The organism is Saccharopolyspora sp. NPDC002578 (assembly GCF_053592695.1).
Window position 1 is genome coordinate 1 of record NZ_JBSFWJ010000026.1, and the last position, 21,870, is coordinate 21,870.

Consider the following 21,870-nt stretch of genomic DNA (forward strand, 5'->3'; position numbering starts at 1 on the left):
GGCGAGCGGGCAGCTTTTTCCCTCGTGGCGGAGCCACTCGGGAAAAAGATCCCGCAGCGAGAAGACGACTGAGGTTCCGCCACCCGACCCCTACGCAGAACGACCAGCTCAGTGCTCGAAGACCATCGCTGCGAACGTCTGCCCTAGGCCTACTGAGGTCATCAGGTAGCGGTCGCCGGGTCGCAGCACGCCGCCGTCCACCACGGACCGGTAGTTGATGAAGGGGTCGGCGCAGAAGCAGTGCCCGGTGCGCGGCAGGTTGTCCATGAACAACTTCCGCTTCGGGATGCCGAGGTTGTCGGCCGCCACCGTCCACGACACCCGGTTCACGTTGTGCGGCAGCAGCAGGTCGATGTCGTCGAGTTCGAGGCCTGCTTCGGTGACGGCCGCGAGCACGACTTCGGCGAGCACGTCCTGGTAGATCTTGCGGGCGTCCGCGGCGACTTCGGCGTTCATGTCGATGACGCCGTCGGCGCGGCCGTAGATCCGGCTGGCGTAGCCGAGCATCCGGTCCCGTTCGCCGCCCGCGCGGACCAGCACCGCCGCCGTGCCCTCGCCCATGATCGACACGTCGGTGACCCACTGGGTGAACGGGGTGAAGGTCTTCTCGCCGGTGAGGATGAGCGCCATCGCTTCCGGGTCGCCGTCGGCGGACAGCAGCGTGTCGCAGACGTCGATGGCGAGCAGCCCGGTGGCGCAGCCGTGGTCGGCCACTCCGAATCCGCGGGCGTGGCCCAGCCCCAGTTCGTCGCGCACCCGTTGCAGCGGGCTGTGCGGGTAGGGCGCGGTGGTGCGCAGTCCTTTGCCGCGCACCACGTAGCGGACGCGGTGCTCGTTGCCGCGCAACGAGTCCAGCCCGCGGGCGGCGGCGAGCAGCAGTTCGGTCTCGGACTCCTCGGGTGCCTTGCAGATCTGGTCCAGGCCGTAGAGCCGGGTGAACCGGCGCAGCTGGAGATCGTTGAGCCCCAGGGGTTCCTGCAGCGCGGCGACCGGTTCGGTCGACGGCAGGTGCCGGGCAACTTCGACCAGCGACGTCATCGCCGCACCGCCGCCGGAGCGCACTTGCTGGAGTTCATGGGTTCCTCCTCGTCGAGCGCCGCGCGAACACGAGCGGACGGATCGACGTCCAGCGTCCAAGCCGTCGCTGACGGGAAGCTGACGTGGCGCTGACGGAGGTGCGCGCGCAGACCGGCGCCGTTCGTTCGACGCGGGAGGGGTGCTCAGCCGGTGGAGGCGACGGCGTCCAAGTGGTCTTCGAGCTCGCGGACTTCGCCGCGGTGGCAGCGGAGCCAGGTCCAGTAGGCGGGCACGCGGCGGGCGAGCACGCAGTAGTTCTCCCGCACCGCGTCGGCGATGCCGCGCAACCGGTCCGGGGACACCGCTCCGCGCCGGGAGACCAGCAGCACCTTGCGCCAGACGGCGTCCTCCGGCGGCACCAGCGCGACCCCGGACGTCAGCGGGCCGGTGGGGCTCACCAGCGCGGCCGCACCGGCGCCGGTCACCCACGACATCACTTCCGCTTGGCCGGCGGCGTGGTGCACCACTTCAGGCGCCACCAGTTCCAGCTTGCCGAAGAACTTCTGCTCCAGGACGTGGAACCAGTGCCCGTGCCGGTGGCGCACCCAGGTCAGCGAGTGGAGCCGCGCCCGGTCCGCCAGTTCGGCCTCGGCCAGCGGGTGCCCGGCGGGCACCGCCAGCCACATCGGTTCCCGGAAGATCACTTCGGAGACCAGGTCGGCGGTGGCGCCGCGCACCGGGTCCTCGGCTTCCTCGCAGGGCACCACGCACGCGGTGTGCGCGTCGTCGCTGACGGCTTGGACGCACAGCGCCGCTTCCAGGGTGACGGTCTGCAGTTCGACGTCCGGCAGCCGCTCGGCCAGTTCGGAGCGCAGCCCGACGGGTGTCCACTCCGCGGTGGCCACCCGGATCACGCCGGCGGACACCGAACTGGACTCGGAGGCGATCTGGTCGGCCCGCGCGGCCAGCTCCACCATGAGCGGGATGATCCGCTCCCCCAGCACCGTGGGGCTGATGCCGGAGTTGGAGCGCACGAACAGCGGCCCGCCCAGCGCCGATTCGATGCGTCGCAGCTGCATGGTCAGGCTCGGCTGCGGGAGCGTGAGCCGCTGCGCGGCCCGCGAGATGCTGCCCTCGTTCGCTAGTGCCGCGACCACGCGTGCATGGCGTACCTCGATCTGCATCTTCGGACGACCTCGCATTTTCCGAGCCTCAACGGCGGAGGTCTGCGAGTTCCGGTGGTGTGCCCGCCGACGACGCCCGTGACCTGTCCGTCACGAGCGCAGGGACGTTCGGAACGCCCGCCGGAAGGGCGGCACGCTCCGCAGGAACACCATGAACCCCCAGAACATGTTGCTCGGGGAAGATCATACCTCGCGGAACGGCCGATCCAGCGCCGAAGTATTCCCATGAGATCCGGAAAACCTCTAGAAAGGTCTCGTCAGCCGCAGCCCCCCGCATGTCCGCCGTCGACCGAGCCCCAGCCGGATTCCGGCCCGACGCCGGGAATCGCGGCGGTCCCGGCACCGTCGGGCAGTGCCGCGAGGAACGGCTCCAGCCGGTCCAAGCCCCAGAACTTCTCGCGCCCGGCGATGAAGAACGGCACCCCGAACACGCCTTCGCGGCAGACCCGCAGCAAGCTGCCGACGCCTTCCGCGCGCAGCTCCTCGTCGTCGACGGCCCCGGCGACCCGCGCGGGGTCCAGGCCGAGCTCGGCACCGATCTCGGCGATCACAGCCGGATCACTGACGTCGCGCCCCTCTTCCCAGCGCGCCCGGTACACCAGGGAGATGTAGTCGTGCCCGCGCCCGGCGCGCAGCGCCAGGAAGTACGGCAGGTGCGCCACCTCCCACACCGGGTCCCGGTCCACCGGCCAGGACACCCGCAGCCCCCGCGCCTTCGCCAGCCGCGCCACGTCCTGCAGCACGTAGAGGTGCTTGGCCCGGGACATCGCCGCGTACGGGAAGCGGCCGCCGCGTTGGGCCAGCAGCTCGGTGGAGCGCTCGTCGGGCTCCCAGAACGGGATCCAGTCCAGCCGGTCCACCAGGCCCGGGTGCCGCTCCCGGATCTCCCGGTAGGCCAGCCAGGAGTACGGGCTGCGCAGCGAGAAGTAGAACCGGGGCCCGCGCGCGGTGCTCACAGGACCAGCCCGCCGTCGAGCTGCAGCACCTGGCAGGTCAGGTACGACGCGCGGTCCGAGACCAGGAACTCCACCAGGTCCGCGACCTCCTCGGGGCGCCCCAGCCTCCCCAGCGGAACCGCCGCGGTCGACGCCGCGAGCGCCTGCTCGGAGAGCCCGGAGAGCATGTCGGTCTCGATGAACCCGGGCGCCACCGCGTTCACCCGGATCCCGTACCGGCCGACCTCCTTCGCCAGCGCCTTGGTGAGCCCGATGATCCCGGCCTTGGACGCCGAGTAGTTCGCCTGCGTCGCATTGCCGTGCACCCCGGCGACCGAGGACAACGTCACCACGGAACCGCGCTTGCGCTTGATCATCGGGAAGAGCACCGACTTGCACAGGTTGTAGGTGCCGTCCAGGTTCACCCGCAGCACCCGGGACCAGTCCTCGTCCTTGAGCAGCGCCATCGGGTTGTCCTTGACGATCCCGGCGCAGGCAACCGCGGACTCCACGGGGCCGAGCTCCTTCTCGGTGTCCTTGACGAACCGGTCCACTTCGGCGCGCTCCGCCACGTCGACCTGCCGGACCAGCACCGCGGCACCGGACTCCGCGGCCAACTCCGCCACTTCCGCCGCGGCGTCCGCATCGGATTGGTAGCACAGCGCCACGTCGTGACCGGCGGCGGCGAGCCGGGTCACCACGTGCCGCCCGATCCCCCGCGAGCCACCGGTCACCAACGCCACGGGCCTTGTACTTTCGGACATCGGATTCCTTTTCCTCCCTGGACTTGATCTGCGTAGTGGGCAGGTAGCGGAACCTCAGGCGTCTTCTCGCTGCGGGATCTTTCTCCCGAGTGGCTCCGCCACTTGGGAAAAAAAGCCGTCCTCGCGAGAAGACACCTGAGAACCCGCCGGTGGTCACCTTGGTGACGTGGGCTATGTGCTTCGCACATGCAGGCACGGCCTTCGGCCGCCAGGCAGCCGTGGCTCCGCCCGGCCAGTGCACGACGGCTCCGCCGCTGACAGGGCGCAGCGAGGGAACGCTGCTTCCCCGGAATCGTTCATCGAGCGCCTGTTCCGCCCGGACGCAGGAAGTCCGCATCGCGTCGTGCCACGGTGAGCTGGCCGACGCGGACGGCGATTCGGCCGTCGACCGCGCACTCGCCGCGGAAGATCGCCGCGTCGGGAAGTTCCCGCACCGCGATCACCACGTGCTCCACCACGTCACCCGGGTACACCGGTTCCACCAGTTCGACGCCGCGCAAGCCGGTCAGCAGCTCCACCTGCCCGGTGAGCACGTCCGCGTTCGGCCGTTCCCAACTCGCCAGCAGCACCGCGGACTGGGCCCAGGACTCCAGCAACCGGCTCAGCGGGTAGGCGTACTCCTCCTCCGGCGCGTCGTCCGGCAGGCCCGCGTAGCAGTGCTCGGTCCCGCTGATCGCCTTCCGGGTGCGGATCCGCGCCCCCGGCTCGACCGACACGACCCGGTCCACCAGGAGGATCGGATGCCGGTGCGGGATCGTCGCGCGGATCCGCGCCTGCCCGGTCACGCGGCCACCGCCGGCACCCGCAGCCCGCAGCGCAGCTGCGCGACCCTCCCCCGCCCGGAACCGATCGCGACGGCGCAGCCGCCGTCCGCGCCGAACTCCACGTCGACCGCGAGCTCGTCGCCCGGCCGGACCTCGTGGAAGAAGCGCACCCGCTCCACGCCCTCCAGCCGCGCGCACTCCCGGCCGGGGCACCTGCGCACGACGGCCTGCACCACGTCCAGCAACGCCAAACCGGGCAGCAGCGGGAAACCCGGGTAGTGCCCGGTGAACACCGGCTCCGCCGGATCCACCCGCACCGTCCCGGACACGGCGTGCTCGGACCAGGTCACCGCCCGCACCTCGACGCGGATCACGAGCCGTCCCCGCCGAGCGCCAGCAGCACGGACCCCGCGGTGCCGTCCCGCTCGATCCCGGTGATCAACGCCAGGTCGCCCGGCTCGGTTCCGCGCGCCTGCGCCCAGGCCAGCACGGCGGCCAGTTGCATCGCCCCGGCCGCGGCCGAGGTGTCCCCGATGAGCGCTCGCGGCCGCATCCGCTCGGCGTCCGGCACCAGCTCGTCGAGCACCGCGCGCTCCCGCTCGCCCCACTCGCCCGAGTCGTCCAGCGGAGCCACCACCCGCACCGCACCGGCCGACGCACCGGTCTCGGCGAAGTTCGCCGACACGCACTCGGCCAGCGCCCGGTCCGCCCGGCCCGGCTCGCCGAACGCCCGGAACCGGCTGCCGAGCACTCGCGCCAACGGCGCCCGGCCCGCTGCGGCGGCGTCCGCGGCGGGCTCCAGCAGGAAGGCCGCACCGCCCTCCCCCAGCGCCCAGCCGTCCTCGGCCCGGCCGTCCACTGCCCGCCACTCCAGCCAGGAGCGCTGCGGCGTGTGCTCCTCGGAGGCGCCGAACACCACCCGGTCGCAGTGCCCGCCGCGCACCAGCCGCACGCCGTTGCGCAGCGCCAGCGACCCGGTCAGCGCGCCACCGGCGATCGTCGTGTTCGGGCCCTTGATGGAGTGCCAGATCGCGCTCTGCCCGGCGGCCCGGTTCATCACGGTGTTCGGGAACTTCGCCGGGTCCACGTGGAACGGTTTCGCGCCGGTCAGCGAATCCCTGGTGAAGTCCATGATGCTCTGCGCGCTGCCCGACCCGGTCCCCCAGGTCAGCGCCAGCCGGTCGGACTCCGCGGTGAGCTCCGGGCCGCACTCCTCCAGCAGCGCCCCGACCGTCTTCACCGAGATCGCGGTGACCCGGTCCATCGAACGGGTTCCCTTGCGCCCCAGCTGTTCCGCGGCGACGAAGTCCGGGATCACCCCGCCCCGGCGGAACGGCCCCGCCGACTCGTCCAGCTCCGCGACGCAGCCGCGACCACCGGCGATGCCCGCCGCGAACGCCGCGCGCCCGACGCCGAACGGGGACACCGCCGACCAGGCCGAGAGCACCAGCTCACCGCCCCCGGCGCGGTGGTCGTCCGCGGCGATCGCGATCATCGCCCGCGCCCCGCCGCCGAGCCGCTGCCGCCGCCCAGGGCCGCGAGCATCTGGTCGTCGAAGTCCACCAGCGACCAGTCCCGGCGGTTGTCGATCACCGCGTAGCCGTGCGTGATCCGCCCGGTCGCGGTCGGCACCAGCACGCCGTCCCGCAGCACGTAGCAGTCCATCCGCGCGGTGTAGGTGAGGCGCTTGAACACCCGCTCCACGGTGAAGATCGTGTAGAGCTCCTCCTCCATCCGCGCCTCCCCGAGCAGTTCGATCCGGGAGTGCGGCACGACCGGAATCCAGTCCTGCTCGTCCAGCAACTTCTTGATGGACACCCCGCGGTCCGCGAGGAACAGGTCGACGACCTCCTCCATCTGCCGCAGGTAGCCGGACATCTGCACCCGCTCGGTGAAGTGGCAGTAGAAGTACGGCATCCGCCACGCCCAGCCGAAGGCGTTCGCGCCCTCGGTGAGCAGCTCGATCGGGTCCCGGTCGCCGACCTCGACGGCCTCGGCGGGACGCCCCAGCTCGGCGACGACGTGCTCGGCGAGCTCCGCGGGAACCGGCTCCGCCGGCAGGCCGCGGTCGTCGGCGCGGAACGAGACGGTCACCTTCGCGGTCACCGCCTTGACCTGCTCCGCCCGCCGCACCGTCAGCTCCACCTCGAAGGACATCCCCGAACCGGGCCCGGCGACCGGGCGGACCTCGGCGACGGCCAGGTCGTCGATGTGGAACGCGGTGAGGATCTTGGTGTCGATCGTGGAGATGTCGGTGCACAGCCCGTACCGCTCGTAGAGCGCGCCCGCCGGGAACCCGCGCTGGCGCAGGTGGTCCAGCACGGCCTCCTCGACCATGAAGTTGACGTGCTTGAAACCGATCCAGGTGCAGATGTTCGAGCCCTCGTAGCGGGGGCGCAGCTCGGTCCGGGTGGCTTCCGGTGCGGTGCCGCGCTCGATGGTCACGACGGCATTGCTGTTGGCGTTCACATCAACTCCATGCTCGGTTCGGGTTCGCGCCGCCGGCGTTCGCTCGGCAGCGTGGTCAGGAAGTCCGCGACGGCGCGGGAGAACCCGTCGGCGTCCTGCGCCATCGGGAAGTGGCCGCAGTCGGCGAGCCGCGCGAGCCGCCCGTCCGGCAGCGCCGCGGCGAGCGCCCGCCCGTCCTCCGGGCGCGCCGCGACGTCCTGCTCGCCCACCACCACCAGCCGCGCGGCGGTGGTCCTGGACAGGTCCACCAGCGGACTCCGCAGGTAGACGTCGAAGAAGCGCATCCAGCCGTAAGGCCCGACCCAGTCGCGCAACCGGTGCGCCATCCAGGTCCGGTAGTTCGCCGGGAACCGCGCGGCCTCGCCGAGGGTCATCGCTTCCAGGAACGTGCGGTGGAACTCGTTGAGGTAGTAGCTGATCGAGGACCAGTCGAACTCGTCGGCGCGGGACCGGTAGAACGGGCTCACCAGCACCGCGGGCAGTTCCCGGAACCACCCGCGGGAACCGGCCTCGGTGACCAGGTTCGCCGCGAAGGAGTGCGCGACGACCAGGTCGAAGTGCCGCCCGTCCAGCACCGCCGCGAGCAGCTCCACCGGATCGCCCCGGTGCGCCCAGGTGGGGTCGGACATGCCCGCCCAGGGCAGCTCGACGTCCCACCACTCCCAGCCCCCGGGCGCGCGGTCCAGGAACGGCCGCCACACGTCCGCCCGGCCCGCCAGCCCGTGCAGCAGGATCGCCCGCGGCGCGCCCGGTTCCGCCGCGGGGCGGCGCAGCCGCGGCGCACCCCCGTCACGCATCGGCGGTGACCTTCCGGTCGTGCCTGCCCAGCAGCAGCACCGCGTTGTTGCCCGCGAAGGCCAGCGCGTTGTTCTGCACCACCGACAGCCGCGCGGGCCGCGCCTCGTTCGGCACGCAGTCCACGCCGCAGTCCGGGTCGGTCTCCCGGTGGTTGATCGTCGGCGGGATGAAGCCCTCGGTGAGCGCCAGCGCGCACGCCGCCGACGCCAGCGCGCTCGCCGCGCCCATGGTGTGCCCGATCATCGACTTGATCGACACCGTCGGCGGCGGCGTGCCGAACACCTGGCGGATCGCGCCCGCCTCGGTGACGTCGTTGGCCTTCGTCCCGGTGCCGTGCGCGGAGATGAAGTCCACCTCGTCCGGCGTCACACCGGCGTTGCGGTGCGCCAGCTCCACGCACCGCGCGATGCTGCCCTGGTCCGGGGCGACCGGATGGTGCGCGTCGCAGTTGAGGCCGTAGCCCAGCACCTCGGCGTAGATCCGCGCGCCGCGCGCCTGCGCCGACTCCAGGCTCTCCATCAGCAAGATCCCCGCGCCCTCACCCGTGAGGATCCCCTTGCGGTCCAGGTCGAACGGCTGGCACACCTCGGGCGCGATGGTGCCGAGCCGGTAGAAGCCCGTGAAGGTCTTGCGGCACACCGCGTCCGCCCCGCCGCACAACGCCACTTCCACGTCGCCCTCGCGGATCGCGTCGAAGCCGTAGCCGATCGCGTAGTTGCCCGCCGCGCAGGCGGTGGGGATGGTGACGGCTTCGACATCGGTCAGCTCCAGCTCGCGGACGATGCTGGTGGACAACCGCCCGGCGGTGGCCCGCCGCGCCCGCACCGGGTCCCACTGCTGCGGCCCGTCCGCGAGCTGGTCGGCGACCAGGCCGTCGAGGTCTCGGGACTCGGCGTCGGTGGTGCCGACCGAGACCAGCGCCCGCTGCCGCCGCAGCACGTCCAGCGGCATCCCCGCGTCCTCGGCGGCCATCCGCGCGGCGGCCACCGAGAACTGGCTGGCCCGTCCCAGCTCCTCCGGATCGACCCGGTGCATGTACTGCTCCGGAGCGAACTCGGTGATCTCACAACTGTTCGCGTGCGCGAACCCGGTGGTGTCGAAGCTGACGAGCGGGGTCACCCCGCTGCGCCCGGACCGCAGTCCGTCGCGGAACTCCTCGACGCCCACCCCCAGGCAGGTCACCACGCCCAGACCGGTGATCACGACCCGGCGGTGGGTCTGCTGCTGCTCGCTCACTGCTCGCCCCGTTCCCCGGTGGACGGCTCAGTTGGCCGGCGCTTCGTTGACGACCGCCACCACGTTGTCCAGGTTGACCATGCGGGTGAGCTCGGACTGCTCGATCGTGACGTCGAAGGTGCTCTCCAGCGCCGAGAGGATCTCGATGGCGCCCATCGAATCGGCCCCGTGATCGTCCTTGAACAGGCTGGTGTCGGTCATGTCCGCGGGCTCGATCTCAAGAATGTCGCAGACGATTTCCTTGATTTTCCCGCGACCGGCCTCGTCGACCCGCGCATTCGTGGTGGTCATGCCAACTCCCATTCTCGTGGAATAGCGAAATGCAAACCGGAGAACTCGGGGGACGCGAAATCGCGCCAGCGACGTGGGGCGCCCCCAGCGCACCCGGACCGTTCTACCGAGTCCCACACTGCGACTCGGGGATATGGGATTTCTATATTCGCAGCGTGGCGGCACCGACCCGGGCCGATTCCCGCGGCGGTTCCAGCGAGACCGGGTCGGCCGCGTCGGCCGTCAGCACCGCGTGGTGCGCCCGGCGCAACCGCACCCCCGGGTCCACGCCCAACTCCGCGGCCAGCAGCCGCCGCCCCTCGTCGTAGAGGGCCAGCGCCTCGGCCTGCCGGTCGCAGCGGTGCAGCGCGATCATCAGCTGCGCGCGGAACCGCTCGCGCAGCGGGTGCAGGCGCACCAGCCCGAACAGCTCCGCGGTGAGCCGCGCGTGCCCGCCCAGCACCAGTTCGCCCTCCACGAGGCCTTCGAGCGCGACCAGCCGCAGCTCCTGCAACCGGCCGTCCTCCTCCGCGGCCAGCGACTCCGCGACGTCGACCAGCGCCGGGCCGCGCCACAGGTTCAGCGCGCGCCGCAGGTGCCGCACCGCCTCCTCGCAGCGGGCCGCCCCCAGCGCGTCCTGCCCCAGCCGCACGTGCTGCTCGAACTCCGCGAGGTCGAGCCTGCCGTCCCCGATGTCCAGCACGTATCCGGGCGAGCGGCGCCCGATGGTCACCTCGCGCCCCAGCAGCTTCCGCAGCCGGGACACGTAGGTGTAGATCTGCGCGGTGCTGGTCGCGGGCGGGCGGGTACCCCACAGGAACTCGCTGAGCCGCGCGTCCGAGAGCAGGTTCGGCCCGGACAGCAGCAGCGCGGCCAGCACCGTCCGCTGCTTCGTCCCGTCCAGCACGACCCGTTCGCCGTCGTCCCGCAGCACCTCCACGGGGCCCAGAATCCGGTACTCCACGTGTCACCCCATTCACGAATCGTCCGATGCCTGCGTGCGCGCCTGGTCCTCCCGGGACCTGGCGCTCAGCCGAGCACCTGATCTTGAATCAAGATCGATTCATAGAGCTTGCGCAGTTCGCGACCGGGTTCCAGCCCCAAGTCGCGCACCAGTCGCTGCCGGGTCCGGTGGAAGACGTTGACCGCCTCGGTCTGCCTGCCGTTGCGGTAGAGCGCGACCATCAGCTGCCCGCTGAACCGCTCCCGCTCCGGGTACTCGGCGGTGAGCCTGCGCAGCTCGGAGACCACGGCGCGCTCCTGGCCGATGGCCAGCTTGGCGGTGATCAGGTCTTCCTGGGCGGTGAGCCTGCGTTCGTCGAGCCGCACCGCCTCCAGCCGGCAGCGCAGCGTGTCGGTGTCGAGCAGCGCGGGCCCGCGCCACAACCGCAGCGCGCGCTCCAGCAGCACGACGGCCTGCTCCGGGTGCGAGTCGACGAGCTCGCCGCCCCGCTCGGCCAGCGCCACGAACCGCTCGGCGTCGACGGTCTGCGGGTCCACGTCCAGGCGGTAGCCGCCCTGGACGGTGCGCACCAACTCATCGCCGGCCCGCCCGGTGCGCCGCTCCAGGAACTTGCGCAGCCGCACGATGTTGGCCTGCAGCGCGTTGCGCGCATTGCCGATGGGTTTGTCCAACCAGAGTTCATCCACGAATTGTTCGGAAGCAATTGACTTCGCCGGTGACAACGCGAGCACGGCCAACACCGTGCGAACTTTCCCCGACGGAACGCCGAAGAGCGAGTCGTCACTTCCCGAACTCAATGCCACCGAACCGAGCAAACGGATCTCCATGCACCTATCCCCCAGCGCATGCACGCGAATCCCTCGGCACTCCCCAGATTTCAAGTGGCCGGGAACCCCGTGCAGACAACAGTTCACAGTACAGATAGCCGATCCGGATACTGCCGGAGCCGCCCGAATTCCTGGAAATACCTCATGCCCCGCACCACCCCCCGGCGGAGATATATCCGCAGGTAGCCGTCCGCGCGGCCACCGAACGTTGGCGACTTCTTGACATCCGGTCCGGACACCCAAGAGCCCCAGACCAGCCCACACCCCGAACGACGGCCCACAAGAACCACGCCCCACCTGGGCGCCCGACCATGAACAACGCCCCCGAAGCGCCCCACCAACAAAAAGGACCGACGCTCCGAAGAACGCCGACCCATCCACAAAAGCGGAGAGCGGAGAGCGCTCACCAACCCCCCGCACCGCTGGTCCGTGACCAGACCAGGAACGCTCCCCACGCAAGAAGCCGATGCCACCCGGCCACCGCACCGTGGGGGCCTACGGGGGCTCGGCCCCCGTACAAGCAAAAAGGAGCCCGGAAGACGCAACAGCGTCGACCGGACTCCTCCGAGTGGAGACTGCGGGACCTGACTCGAACCCGGAACCGCTGGTCAACAACCAGGCCGGGAACCCTCCCCACCGGCAGAAGCCACCGAAGCCGACCACCGCACCGTAGGGGGCTCGGGGGAGTCGCTCCCCCCGAAATCAAGACGGCGAGGTAAAGCAAAACGCCCCGCGCAAGCAGCGCGTTCCCACTCTCGGAGTGGAGACTGCGGGACCTGACTCGAACCCGGAACCGCTGGTCGACGACCAGACCGGGAACGCTCCCCACGCAAGAAGCCGACGCCACCCGGCCACCGCACCGTGGGGGTCTACGGGGGCTCGGCCCCCGTACAAGCAAAAAGGAGCCGGGAAGACGCAACAGCGTCAACCAGACTCCTCCGAGTGGAGCTGAGGGGAATCGAACCCCTGACCTTCTCGATGCGAACGAGACGCGCTACCAACTGCGCTACAGCCCCTTGCCTTAGTGCTGTTGTAGCTTAGCAGGGCCCCAACAGCACCTCGCACACCCCCCTCCGTTGGGGGGTGCGGGACCTATTCGCCCACCGCACGGCGGTAGGGCTGCCAGGTCCGCTCGTCGAGTTCGTCGAACATCGGATCCTCGTCGTCGATCTCGACGACGACGGCGCCGGTGTTGCGCGGCGCCGGACCGCGCGGCTCGTCCCACTCGTCCTGCTCGTCGTACTCGTCGAGCGCGGGTTCGCCGTATTCCAAGTCGTCGTCGTCCTCGTCCTCACGGGCCGCGGACATCCGCGCGAGCCGGCGCTCCCGGATCTCCTGCTCGATGCGCACCTGGCGGCGCAGGTAGGTCAGGTAGCCGACGATGGCGAGGTCGACGAGGACGTGCAGCGTCCACATCGGAGTCCAGGCGAGCGCCGCGATCAGCGCGGTGGTGATCGCGGTGATCACCATCGCGATGGTGATCCGCTGCCTGCGCGCGTACTTGGTCCGAGCGGCGAGGGCGGCGGCCTCGGGGTCGAACCCGCCGCGACCGGGCCGGTACCGGCGCCCGGCGCGGACGTCGTCGCTGTGGACCCGGCGAGCCTGACCGTCGTCCGCGTCGTCGAAGTCCTCGAGCTCGTCGGGGTCGATGTCCTCGTGCCGGTCGGTGTCGGCCATGCCGTACGCCTCCTGCGCCCTATCCGTTCCCACGCCGGTCGCGGACCGGTCACTGCCCCTGCGCACCACTCGCGCCGCCAGCGCCGAATCCGTCGTCTTGGACACTTCCTGCCGGCGACGGGCGAACATCGGAACAAGCACGACCAACCATGCCGCCGCAAGCGCCGCGAAGATCAAAGAACTGGGCACGCCTCGCCACCTCCCCCTGGCTGCCTGCCGCACACTGCTGCGACCGCCACGCTAGCCACTTCTGTCACATCTGTCTCTGAGCCACGCCGACCGGATTTCGTTCCGTCCCGGAGGCAGAAAACCGCACGTCCGAAACGCGGGACGGGAAGCGACGTCCTGGCGTGTCGGCATCCGCACGCCTGGGAGCAGGGAAAATGCACTCGGTCGAGCGACGGGCCGCCGCGGCTCGGTGATGAAGGTCTCGGTGCCCCGGAGGCCCGAGATCAGGCGTATCGGGCCCGTCCGCTGCGCACCAGCGCCGCCGTCGCGCCCGACGGGTGGTCCTCGGCGGTGAGGCCGAAGACGTAGTGGTCGCGCCACGCCCCTTCGACGTCGAGGTAGCGCTCGAAGAGGCCCTCGCGGCGGAACCCGGCCTTCTCCAGCACGCGCAGGCTCGGCGCGTTCTCCGGGCGCACCGTGGCTTCCAGCCGGTGCAGGCCTGCCGGGCCGAAGCAGTGGTCCACGGCCAGGGCGACGGCGGCCGTGGCGACCCCGCCGCGGGACCGCCCTTCGGCGACCCAGTAGCCGACCCAGGCCGAGCGCAGCGCACCGCGCACGATGTTGCCGACGGTCAGCTGCCCCGCGAACCGGCCGTCGACCGTGATCGCGAACGGCAGCGCCTGGCCCCGGCGCGCCTGGCCCCGCAGCGCGCTCCACTGCGCGGGCCAGGCCAGCAGCGCGTTGCGGTCCCGCCAGTCCCCGATCGTCGTCGGTTCCCAGCGCTGCAGGTACGTCCGGTCGTGCAGCCGCAACCCGCTCCACGCCGACGCGTCCAGCAACCGGGGCGGACGCAGTTCGACGGCGCCCGCGGGCACCAGCAGCGGTCCCGGGCGGGCGGGCCAGCCCGGGTGGCGGGAGGGGAACAGCGCTTCGGCGTCCTCGGACATGGCTCGGGTCACGCGCGCTGGGACAGGAACCGGACCCGGACGTCCTCTCCGGTCCCGACTTCGGTGACGTCCTCGTCGATCAGGATCAGGCAGTTCGCCTCCGCCAGCGACGCGAGCAGGTGCGATCCGGAAGTGCCCAGCGGCTGCACCAAGTAGGCGTCGGTCTCCGGGTCGCGCAGCAGCTGCCCGCGGAGGAACCCGCGGCGCCCGGGAGCCGAGGTCACCGGGGACAGCAGGTTCGCCGAGACGGTGCGGCGGTGCGGGTTGCCGCGCCCCAGCGCGGAGCGGATCAACGGCCGCACCAGGACTTCGAAGACGACCAGCGAGCTCACGGCGTTGCCGGGCAGCAGGAACGTCGGCACCTCGTCCGGGCCGAGCCTGCCGAAGGCCTGCATGGAACCGGGCTGCATCGCGACCCGCGTGTCGTCGAGCTCCCCGAGGTCGCCCAGCGCCGCGCCGACCTCGCTGCCGAGCGCGCCGCCGACGCCACCGGCGATCACCACGATCTCCGAGAGCAGCAACCGTCCCTCGACGACTTCGCGCAGCCGCTTCGGGTCGGTGCTGACGATGCCGACGCGGGTGACCTCGGCGCCGGCGTCGCGAGCCGCGGCGGCCAGCGCGTAGGAGTTGACGTCGTAGACCTGCCCCTGGCCGGGCGTCCGGTCCACGTCGACCAGCTCGTCGCCCAGCGAGAGCACCGACACGCGCGGTCGCGGATGCACCAGCACCTTGTCCCTGCCGACGGCCGCGAGCAACCCGACCTGCGCGGAGCCGATCGCGGAGCCGCGGCGGACCGCGAGGTCACCGGTCTGCACGTCCTCCCCCGCCCGGCGCACGAACGCCGCGGAGGGCACGCCTTGGCGGACGGTGACCTTCGACGGGTGCTCGTCGGTGTAGTCCAGCGGCACGACCGCGTCGGCCAGCGTCGGCAGCGGCGCACCGGCCGTGACCCGCACCGCCTGGCCGGGTTGCAGCCGCCGGGGCTGCCGGGAGCCGGAAATGATCTCGCCGACCACCGGCAGCACCGACGTCTCGTCCGATTCGGCGCGCACGTCGACGCTGCGCACCGCGTAGCCGTCCACCGCCGCCTGGTCGAAACCGGGAAGTGCCTGCCCCGCCACGATCTCCTCGGCGCACAGCAGTCCCTGCGCTTCGGAGATCGCCACCCGCACCGGCGCGGGCCGCACCGCGGCGGTGAGAACACGCGCGAGTTGCTCGTCCACTGACCTCATGGCACTCGACCTCTTCCGGGTGGAGCCGAGGCCGCCTGGGCGTCAGCTCCTGTTCAGCCTTGCACCGAGCCAGTTCCGCAGATCCGGCCCGTACTCGGGATCGTCCAGCGCGAAGTCCACCGCAGCTTTGAGGAAACCGCCAGGATTTCCCAAGTCGTGTCGCGCCCCTCGGTGCACCACGACGTGCACCGGATGCCCCTCCGAGATCAGCAACGCTACGGCATCGGTGAGTTGTAGCTCACCTCCGGCACCGGGTTCGATGCGCTTGAGCGCGTCGAACACCGCCCGATCGAGCAGGTAGCGCCCGGCGGCGGCGAAGCTGGAGGGCGCGTCCTCGGGAGCCGGTTTCTCCACCATGCCGCGGACCTGCTTGACGTCGTCCTCGTCGGTGTCGGCGACGTCGAAGACGCCGTACGAGGAGACCTGCTCGCGGGGCACGTCGAAGGCGCAGAGCACGCTGCCGCCGTGGCGGGCGCGGGTCTCGGCCATCTTGGACAGCACTCCGTTGGGCAGCACGAGGTCGTCGGGCAGCAGCACCGCGACGGCGTCGTCGGCGGCGTCCAGGTTGTCCTCCGCGCAGCTGACGGCGTGGCCGAGGCCGAGGGCCTCGTGCTGCAGGGCCGTCTCCGCCTTGATCAGCTCGGGGGCGCGGCGGACCTTGTCGAGCAGGGCGTCCTTGCCGCGGTCGCGCAGCGTCCGCTCCAGTTCGGGGGCGGGCTGGAAGAAGTCGGTGACGGCCTTCTTGTCCGGGGAGGTCACGATCACGAGGCGCTCGGCGCCCGCTTCGGCGGCTTCGGTCGCCACCAGTTGGATCCCCGGAGTGTCGACGACGGGCAGCAATTCCTTGGGCACGGCCTTGGTGGTCGGCAGGAACCGGGTGCCCAGGCCCGCTGCGGGCACGATGGCGGTGCGGAACGCGGGGTTGCTGGCAGCGGTGTTCATGGCTCGGGAGCCTATCGGGCGCACCTATGGTGGAGCTGTGACCTCGCTGGGAGAACTACGGGAATCCAAGTCCGAATGGCGGCGCACCCTGGAGGAACGCAGACGGAGCATCGGCGAAACCACACGATCAGCGGAAGCGGATGCGCTTCGTTCGGTGGTGCTGCGCTGGGCCGAGCAGCGCACGCCCCGGGTGGTGGCCGCGTACGTGCCGGTGCGGGGCGAGCCGGGCTCCGCGGCGATGCTCGACGCGCTGCGCGGTAGCGGGTGCCGGGTGCTGCTGCCGGTCGTCGTCGGTGCCGCGCCGCTGGACTGGGCCGAGTACACCGGCGCGGACTCGTTGGACCCTGCCCGGTACGGCCTGCTGGAGCCGAACGGGCCGCGGCTGGGGCCGTCCGAGATCGGGGCCGCCGAGGCGATCCTGGTGCCGGCGCTGGCGGTGGACCACCGCGGTGTCCGGCTGGGCCGGGGCGCCGGGCACTACGACCGGTCGTTGCCGCTGGCGGACCCGGCGGCTCGGCTGATCGGGGTGGTGCGCGATGCGGAGTTCGTGGCGGCCTTGCCCGGCGAGGAGCACGACGTGCGGATGCACGCGGTGATGACGCCTGGTCATGGCGTCGTCGCGATCGGCGCCGGGGACGCCGGGCACGCGGTGTGACCTAAGAGTGTTTGCGCTGGGCACCTCGTTTGACGCATCATCGTGCTGGCACTCTGTTCATTCGAGTGCCAACACGATGACGCCCGGAGGTTGACGGCCGTGCCCACCTACCAGTACGCCTGCACTGAATGCGATCACCGTTTCGAGACGGTGCAGTCCTTCAGTGAGGACTCGTTGACCGAGTGCCCGCAGTGCACCGGTCGGCTCCGGAAGCTGTTCAACGCGGTGGGCATCGTGTTCAAGGGCAGCGGCTTCTACCGCACCGACAACCGGTCGAACTCGAATTCGGGTTCGGGCTCGTCGTCGACGTCCTCGTCGTCCGGCGAGTCGACGAGCTCCGGTTCGTCGAGCTCGTCCGGGGACTCCTCGTCCTCGTCGAGCTCCTCTTCCGGCTCGTCGTCGAGCTCGTCGTCGTCGAGTTCGTCCTCGACCACCGCGGCGGCCTCCTGAGCCGTTCCACCTGGATCCACGAGATCGCCGACCGCACTCGCGGTCGGCGATTTTTCTGCATTAGTGGCAAATTTCAGGCTTCGGATTCGAAGTTGTCCACAGGCGGCCGATCCATCCACAGATTCCGAACTTGACCCTGTCCGCCGCTCGCGACCTCCCCTAACGTCGATCACAGCTGGTCGACGACGAGGAGGAGCCATGGGCGGGCGGCACGAAACCAGGCGCGGCGGATCCGAGAACGCACTGCCGGAGGAATCCGCGCGGACGACCGATTCATTCGATTCCACCGATTCGCCGCGCGCGGAACGCGCTGAATTCGCATGGCGCGAGAGACCACCGGATCCTCCGAATTCCGCGCAGCGGATTCAGGCCCCGCGAGCCCGCGCCCGAGCCGGGCGCGGCAAGGACCGCTCGCTCGCGCCGAACCTGCGGGAGCGGATCGGCGCGCTGCTGCCCGGCCCACCGCCACCGCGGGGGACCCGCGCGCTGCTCGCGCGCCGCATCGCCGCGGCCGCGCTGTTCGTGCTGGCCGGCGTGCTCGCCGTGCTGCCCACCGGCCGGTCCGGCGAGCCGGGGGCCGACGTCCGGCTCACCGGCGCCGAACCGGTCACGACCGAGCCCGCGGACACCGGGCCCGCGGGCGCACCACCGGAGCCCGGACAGGTCGCGGTGCCCGTCCGGCTCGCCGATCCCGGCGTGGCGGACCTGCTGCATCCCGGCGTTCGAGTGGACCTGGTCACAAATCCGGAGGGCTCCGCCGGCGGCTCGGTGTTGGCGGAGCGAGCGCCGGTGCTCGCCGTGCGCACCACGGGCAGCCGCCCGGACCAGGGACGACTCGTGCTGCTCGGGATACCGGAGCAGCGGGCGCCAGCAGTGGCCGGAGCGTCATTGATCCATTCGGTGACCGTTACCCTCCGCTGAGCAGCCGCAGGGATGCCTCCGGATCGGCTTCCGCGGTTCCACCCGCTCGGGACGGTCTCGGGCACTTCCAGACGAATGAAGGAGTATGCCGTGCTCAAGGGCTTCAAGGACTTCTTGATGCGAGGCAACGTGATCGACCTCGCGGTCGCGGTCGTCGTCGGCAGCGCGTTCACCGCCCTGGTCACCGCGGTCACGACCAGCGTCATCAAGCCCGTGATCGCCGCGACCGGCGGGTCGAACGTGACCGGGCTGTCGTTCCAGATCCGCGCGGGCAACGACGCCTCGATCATCGACTTCGCCGTGGTGATCAACTCGATCATCACGTTCCTGATCACCGCCGCGGTGGTGTACTTCCTGTTCGTCATGCCGATGCAGAAGATCCAGGAGCGCCGCAAGAAGGGCAAGGAAGAAGGCCAGTCGGAGCCGACCGACGTGGAGCTGCTGCTGGAGATCCGCGACCTGCTGCGCCGCGAGCAGGGCCTGCCCATGGTGAAGGGCCTGTCCGAGGTCGACGACAGCACGGCCACCGCCAGCACCTCGGTGACCGCGAAGTCCGCGAACGGCGACGCCAGCAAGAACTGAGCCACCGTCCGGGCGGGTCAGCCGCCGTGGTGCGGCGGCCGGTTCTCCCGGTACCAGCGGTCGGTCTCCCGCTGATCACCCTCTCGCCGGTCCGGCCCCTCGGATCGTTCGTCGGAGGTGGTCTGCGGGAGCACCTCGCCGAAGATCTCGGCCAGGCGGCGCCTGCGCTGCCGTTCGGTTTCCGTCACCCCGCCATCGTCCCCCATCTCGGGGAAGAGCGGACGACGGACGCCACGGCTCGCTTCCTCCGTCAAGATCGTGGTGCCACCATGGATGCCGCACCCGGGGATTTCCCGGTGGCGGCCGGGGCGCGCGGACGCCCGCGGCTTCGGGCCGCGTGCGGCACCGCGGCGTTCCGGCCGCCGACAGCGGCAAAGCCACCTGGAGGCAGCGGATGAGCTTCATGGACAAGGCGAAGGACCTGGCCAACCAGGCCAAGGACAAGGCGGGCGAACTCGCCGACAAAGCGGGTCCGAACGCCACGAAGGGGCTGGACGCCGCCAAGTCGAAGCTGGACAAGGCCACCGGCGGCAAGTACCACGACCAGATCGAGAACGTGAGCAGCAAGGTCGAAGGCGTGCTCAAGCGCGACGAGGGGACCTCCGGCGGTACCGCGGACGGCTCCGGCGGCACCGCGCAGCAGGGCCCCGGCCCTGGCTCCACCGGCTCCGGTGGCACGGGCCAGTCCGGGACTGCTCAGCCCGGTGAGACGCCGCGCAAGCCGGACACCGACGGCCCCGGCGGCACCGGGACGCCCTCGGCCTGACCGCACGCAGCACCGGACACGACGGTGGCGGCACCCGTGCCGGGCGCCGCCACCGTTCTCCCGATGCCGAGATCAGGCCTGTTCGAGCCCCGAAAGCTGCTCGATCACGTGCGTGACCAGCGGCGACAACGTCGCCATCCCATCGCGGACCGCGGCCCGCGAACCGGCCAGGTTGACCACCAGCGTGCTGCCGGACACCCCCGCGAGCCCGCGCGAGACCCCGGCGTCGACCGCTCCCGCGGCCAGCCCGGACGCCCGCAACGCCTCGGCGATGCCGGGCACCGGCATGTCCAGCACGCCGGACGTGGCGTCCGGTGTGACGTCCCGAGGCGAGACGCCCGTGCCGCCGACCGTGATGACCACGTCCACGCCGCCGATCACCGCGGTGTTCAGCGCGTTGCGGATGTCCACCGTCTCCCCGGCCACCGCGACGGTTCCGTCCACGATGAATCCGGCTTCCTCCAGCAGTTCGGTCACCAGCGGACCGATGCTGTCCTCCTGCTCGCCCTGCGCGGCCCGGTCGTCCACCACGACCACCAGGGCGCGTCCCAGCCGCTGCGCGCTGCGTTCCATGCCGTTCACCGTAGTGGCAAGCAGCTCCGGGGGGAGATCCAGTGACCCGCCGGGCTCGACCAGCCGAGCTCGGTCCTGGTGGGGCCGGTGCGGAATGACATGACCGTTCCGTTCGGACATCTGTCGCGTTCTCCTTGTCACCGCGGCCCGACGGGCCGTGCGGATGGCCGCCGGTGCGGCCGGGTGGTCGATCAGCCCTTCTGGCCGGCGAGCACGACGTCGACCGTCCGCTCCGGGCCACCGTTCGCGCCGGTCAAGGTCACCTGGACCTTCTGCCCCGGCTGGTGCGAACGCACGGTCGCCACGAGCGCGTCGGCGTCTTCGATGAACCGGCCGTCGAACTTGGTGATCCGCTCGCCGTTCTGCATCCCCGCCGCCTGCGCCGGACCGTTCGGCACGACGTCGGCGATGACCGCGCCGCCCTCCCGAGCGCTCGTGATGCGCACGCCCAGCGTGGTCTGGGTGGCGGAGCCGGTGTCCTTGAGCTCCTTCGCGGTGCGCTGCGCCTGGTCGATCGGGATCGCGAAGCCGAGGCCGACCGAGCCGCCCTGCTCCTGCCCGGTACCGGGGCTGTAGATGGCCGAGTTGATGCCGACGACCCGTCCGTCCATGTCGACCAGCGGGCCGCCCGAGTTGCCGGGGTTGATCGCGGCGTCGGTCTGCAGCGCGTTGAGCACGCTCGACTGGTCACCGCTCTGGCCGCCGGCCCGCACCGGCCGGTCCTTCGCGCTGACGATGCCGCTGGTGACCGTGCCGGACAGCCCGAACGGCGAACCGATCGCCACGACGGGCGAGCCGACCGGCAGATCGTCCGACCGTCCCAGCTCCGCGGGCGTCAGCCCGGTGATGTCGGCCTTGACCACGGCCAGGTCCGACTTGGGGTCGGATCCGACGACCCGGACCGAGGCGGACCGGTTGTCGTGGAACAGCGCCGTCAAGTTGCCCTGACCGGCGCCTTCGGCGACGTGGGCGTTGGTGAGGATGTAGCCGTCCTGGCTGAGCACGATCCCGGAACCCTCGCCGGATCCCTGCGCGCTCTGCACCTGCAGCTGCACCACGCTCGGCAGCACCTTCTGCGCCACGCCCTGCACCGACCCTTCCGGGGCGACGCTGGCGCTGCGCGCGGGCGGCTGCTGTTCGAGGCTCGTGGCCTGCGATTCGGAGCCGGAGGAACCGAGCCGGTAGCCGACGAAGCCGCCGACGCCACCGCCGATGAGACCGACGGCCAGCGCCCCGACCAGCGCCGTGGCGACCAGGCCGGTGCGCTTGCCCGCGCGGTTCTCCTGCACCGGCACCGCGCCCATCGGCTGCTGGTACCAGCCGTGCTGCTGCGGGGCGCCCATGTGCGGGTACTGCCCGCCGGGGGCGCCGCCGATTCCTTGCTGCTCGTACCCGTAGGGGCCGGGTTGCTGCTGCGTCGCGGCGTGGCCACCGGGTTGCTGGACCGGTTGCCCGTACGCCGGATCACCGTACGGGTGGGCCTGCTGGGCGGTGGCGGATCCGTCGAACGCCCCGGCAGGCGGCGTGTCGCCGGTCGCCTGCGGAAGGTGCGCCGTTCCGCTGCTGTCTGCCTGCTGCCGCGGGTCCTCGGACGGTTCGCCCGAGCCGCGCTGGGGCTCGTCGTTCATGTTCCCCACTTTGGGGCATTCAGCTGAGAACCGCCTGAGACCCGCCTGTGGAGTGGCCGACGAAATATCGACAACTCCCCCGCGACACGTCCCCCGGACGG

25 protein-coding genes and 1 tRNA gene are annotated in these 21,870 nt (G+C 71.2%); 5 read left to right on the forward strand and 21 right to left on the reverse strand.

Going from position 1 to position 21,870, the window contains the following annotated elements:
* Positions 1-108: 108 nt before the first annotated feature.
* The 18 genes from ACWD38_RS14650 to ACWD38_RS14735 all read right to left on the reverse strand — a co-directional run bounded on the left by ACWD38_RS14650 (position 109) and on the right by ACWD38_RS14735 (position 16,194).
* Positions 109-1,038, reverse strand: a complete 930-nt coding sequence (locus ACWD38_RS14650) for a 3-oxoacyl-[acyl-carrier-protein] synthase III C-terminal domain-containing protein (protein WP_450124225.1) — start codon at positions 1,036-1,038, stop codon at positions 109-111.
* A 182-nt stretch (positions 1,039-1,220) separates the two neighbouring features.
* Complete coding sequence (locus tag ACWD38_RS14655; RefSeq protein ID WP_450124226.1) at positions 1,221-2,201, reverse strand: LysR family transcriptional regulator; 981 nt, start codon at positions 2,199-2,201, stop codon at positions 1,221-1,223.
* A 257-nt stretch (positions 2,202-2,458) separates the two neighbouring features.
* On the reverse strand, positions 2,459-3,157 hold the full coding sequence (locus ACWD38_RS14660; protein WP_184476621.1) for a DsbA family protein: 699 nt from the start codon (positions 3,155-3,157) through the stop codon (positions 2,459-2,461).
* Complete coding sequence (gene fabG / locus ACWD38_RS14665; protein WP_184476619.1) at positions 3,154-3,900, reverse strand: 3-oxoacyl-ACP reductase FabG; 747 nt, start codon at positions 3,898-3,900, stop codon at positions 3,154-3,156. The genes ACWD38_RS14660 and fabG overlap by 4 nt, the downstream gene beginning before the upstream one ends.
* A gap of 296 nt (positions 3,901-4,196) precedes the next feature.
* Positions 4,197-4,685, reverse strand: coding sequence for a 3-hydroxyacyl-ACP dehydratase (locus ACWD38_RS14670; protein WP_184476617.1), 489 nt, complete (start codon positions 4,683-4,685; stop codon positions 4,197-4,199).
* A complete protein-coding gene (locus tag ACWD38_RS14675; protein ID WP_450124227.1) occupies positions 4,682-5,038 on the reverse strand; it encodes a hypothetical protein in 357 nt (118 codons plus the stop codon). Before ACWD38_RS14675 ends, ACWD38_RS14670 begins: the two co-directional genes overlap by 4 nt.
* Positions 5,035-6,159, reverse strand: a complete 1,125-nt coding sequence (locus ACWD38_RS14680) for a beta-ketoacyl synthase N-terminal-like domain-containing protein (protein ID WP_184476612.1) — start codon at positions 6,157-6,159, stop codon at positions 5,035-5,037. The genes ACWD38_RS14675 and ACWD38_RS14680 overlap by 4 nt, the downstream gene beginning before the upstream one ends.
* On the reverse strand, positions 6,156-7,133 hold the full coding sequence (locus ACWD38_RS14685; protein WP_450124228.1) for a hypothetical protein: 978 nt from the start codon (positions 7,131-7,133) through the stop codon (positions 6,156-6,158). The genes ACWD38_RS14680 and ACWD38_RS14685 overlap by 4 nt, the downstream gene beginning before the upstream one ends.
* A complete protein-coding gene (locus ACWD38_RS14690) occupies positions 7,130-7,930 on the reverse strand; it encodes an alpha/beta fold hydrolase (protein ID WP_450124229.1) in 801 nt (266 codons plus the stop codon). Before ACWD38_RS14690 ends, ACWD38_RS14685 begins: the two co-directional genes overlap by 4 nt.
* Entirely contained in the window at positions 7,923-9,167 is a 1,245-nt protein-coding gene (locus ACWD38_RS14695) for a beta-ketoacyl synthase N-terminal-like domain-containing protein (RefSeq protein WP_184476608.1), read from the reverse strand. Before ACWD38_RS14695 ends, ACWD38_RS14690 begins: the two co-directional genes overlap by 8 nt.
* 27 nt (positions 9,168-9,194) lie before the next feature.
* A complete protein-coding gene (locus tag ACWD38_RS14700) occupies positions 9,195-9,458 on the reverse strand; it encodes an acyl carrier protein (RefSeq protein WP_184476606.1) in 264 nt (87 codons plus the stop codon).
* A 142-nt stretch (positions 9,459-9,600) separates the two neighbouring features.
* On the reverse strand, positions 9,601-10,401 hold the full coding sequence (locus ACWD38_RS14705) for a BTAD domain-containing putative transcriptional regulator (RefSeq protein WP_184476604.1): 801 nt from the start codon (positions 10,399-10,401) through the stop codon (positions 9,601-9,603).
* Between the two features lie 65 nt (positions 10,402-10,466).
* Positions 10,467-11,228, reverse strand: coding sequence for an AfsR/SARP family transcriptional regulator (locus ACWD38_RS14710; protein WP_184476602.1), 762 nt, complete (start codon positions 11,226-11,228; stop codon positions 10,467-10,469).
* Positions 11,229-12,171: 943 nt separating this feature from the next.
* Positions 12,172-12,244: transfer RNA gene (locus tag ACWD38_RS14715), tRNA-Ala, on the reverse strand.
* 76 nt (positions 12,245-12,320) lie between these two features.
* Positions 12,321-13,094: a divisome protein SepX/GlpR gene (sepX, locus tag ACWD38_RS14720; RefSeq protein WP_450124230.1), complete on the reverse strand. Its 774-nt coding sequence runs from the start codon at positions 13,092-13,094 to the stop codon at positions 12,321-12,323.
* Positions 13,095-13,357: 263 nt separating this feature from the next.
* The gene (locus ACWD38_RS14725; RefSeq protein WP_184484622.1) at positions 13,358-14,020 is read right to left on the reverse strand and encodes a GNAT family N-acetyltransferase; all 663 of its coding nucleotides are present in this window, start codon (positions 14,018-14,020) and stop codon (positions 13,358-13,360) included.
* 8 nt (positions 14,021-14,028) lie between these two features.
* Positions 14,029-15,252, reverse strand: coding sequence for a molybdotransferase-like divisome protein Glp (gene glp, locus ACWD38_RS14730; protein ID WP_450124231.1), 1,224 nt, complete (start codon positions 15,250-15,252; stop codon positions 14,029-14,031).
* A 42-nt stretch (positions 15,253-15,294) separates the two neighbouring features.
* Positions 15,295-16,194: a UTP--glucose-1-phosphate uridylyltransferase gene (locus ACWD38_RS14735; protein WP_184476597.1), complete on the reverse strand. Its 900-nt coding sequence runs from the start codon at positions 16,192-16,194 to the stop codon at positions 15,295-15,297.
* 37 nt (positions 16,195-16,231) lie between these two features.
* Between ACWD38_RS14735 and ACWD38_RS14740 the strand changes: the two genes are divergently transcribed.
* The 4 genes from ACWD38_RS14740 to mscL all read left to right on the forward strand — a co-directional run bounded on the left by ACWD38_RS14740 (position 16,232) and on the right by mscL (position 18,802).
* A complete protein-coding gene (locus ACWD38_RS14740) occupies positions 16,232-16,849 on the forward strand; it encodes a 5-formyltetrahydrofolate cyclo-ligase (protein ID WP_425503511.1) in 618 nt (205 codons plus the stop codon).
* Between the two features lie 99 nt (positions 16,850-16,948).
* Positions 16,949-17,299 (forward strand): FmdB family zinc ribbon protein, encoded by a 351-nt coding sequence (locus tag ACWD38_RS14745; protein ID WP_450124232.1) that lies wholly within the window; start codon positions 16,949-16,951, stop codon positions 17,297-17,299.
* A 198-nt stretch (positions 17,300-17,497) separates the two neighbouring features.
* The gene (locus ACWD38_RS14750; protein WP_450124233.1) at positions 17,498-18,220 is read left to right on the forward strand and encodes a hypothetical protein; all 723 of its coding nucleotides are present in this window, start codon (positions 17,498-17,500) and stop codon (positions 18,218-18,220) included.
* 90 nt (positions 18,221-18,310) lie between these two features.
* Entirely contained in the window at positions 18,311-18,802 is a 492-nt protein-coding gene (gene mscL, locus ACWD38_RS14755; RefSeq protein ID WP_184484620.1) for a large conductance mechanosensitive channel protein MscL, read from the forward strand.
* A gap of 17 nt (positions 18,803-18,819) precedes the next feature.
* On the opposite strand, the gene ACWD38_RS14760 is transcribed toward mscL, so the two are convergent.
* On the reverse strand, positions 18,820-19,008 hold the full coding sequence (locus tag ACWD38_RS14760; RefSeq protein WP_184476589.1) for a hypothetical protein: 189 nt from the start codon (positions 19,006-19,008) through the stop codon (positions 18,820-18,822).
* Positions 19,009-19,196: 188 nt separating this feature from the next.
* Between ACWD38_RS14760 and ACWD38_RS14765 the strand changes: the two genes are divergently transcribed.
* Entirely contained in the window at positions 19,197-19,568 is a 372-nt protein-coding gene (locus ACWD38_RS14765; protein WP_450124234.1) for an antitoxin, read from the forward strand.
* A gap of 72 nt (positions 19,569-19,640) precedes the next feature.
* Here the strand turns inward: ACWD38_RS14765 and ACWD38_RS14770 are convergent, their stop codons facing one another.
* Entirely contained in the window at positions 19,641-20,141 is a 501-nt protein-coding gene (locus ACWD38_RS14770; RefSeq protein ID WP_184476585.1) for a MogA/MoaB family molybdenum cofactor biosynthesis protein, read from the reverse strand.
* Between the two features lie 191 nt (positions 20,142-20,332).
* On the reverse strand, positions 20,333-21,769 hold the full coding sequence (locus ACWD38_RS14775) for a S1C family serine protease (protein ID WP_246456652.1): 1,437 nt from the start codon (positions 21,767-21,769) through the stop codon (positions 20,333-20,335).
* Positions 21,770-21,870: the final 101 nt, after the last annotated feature.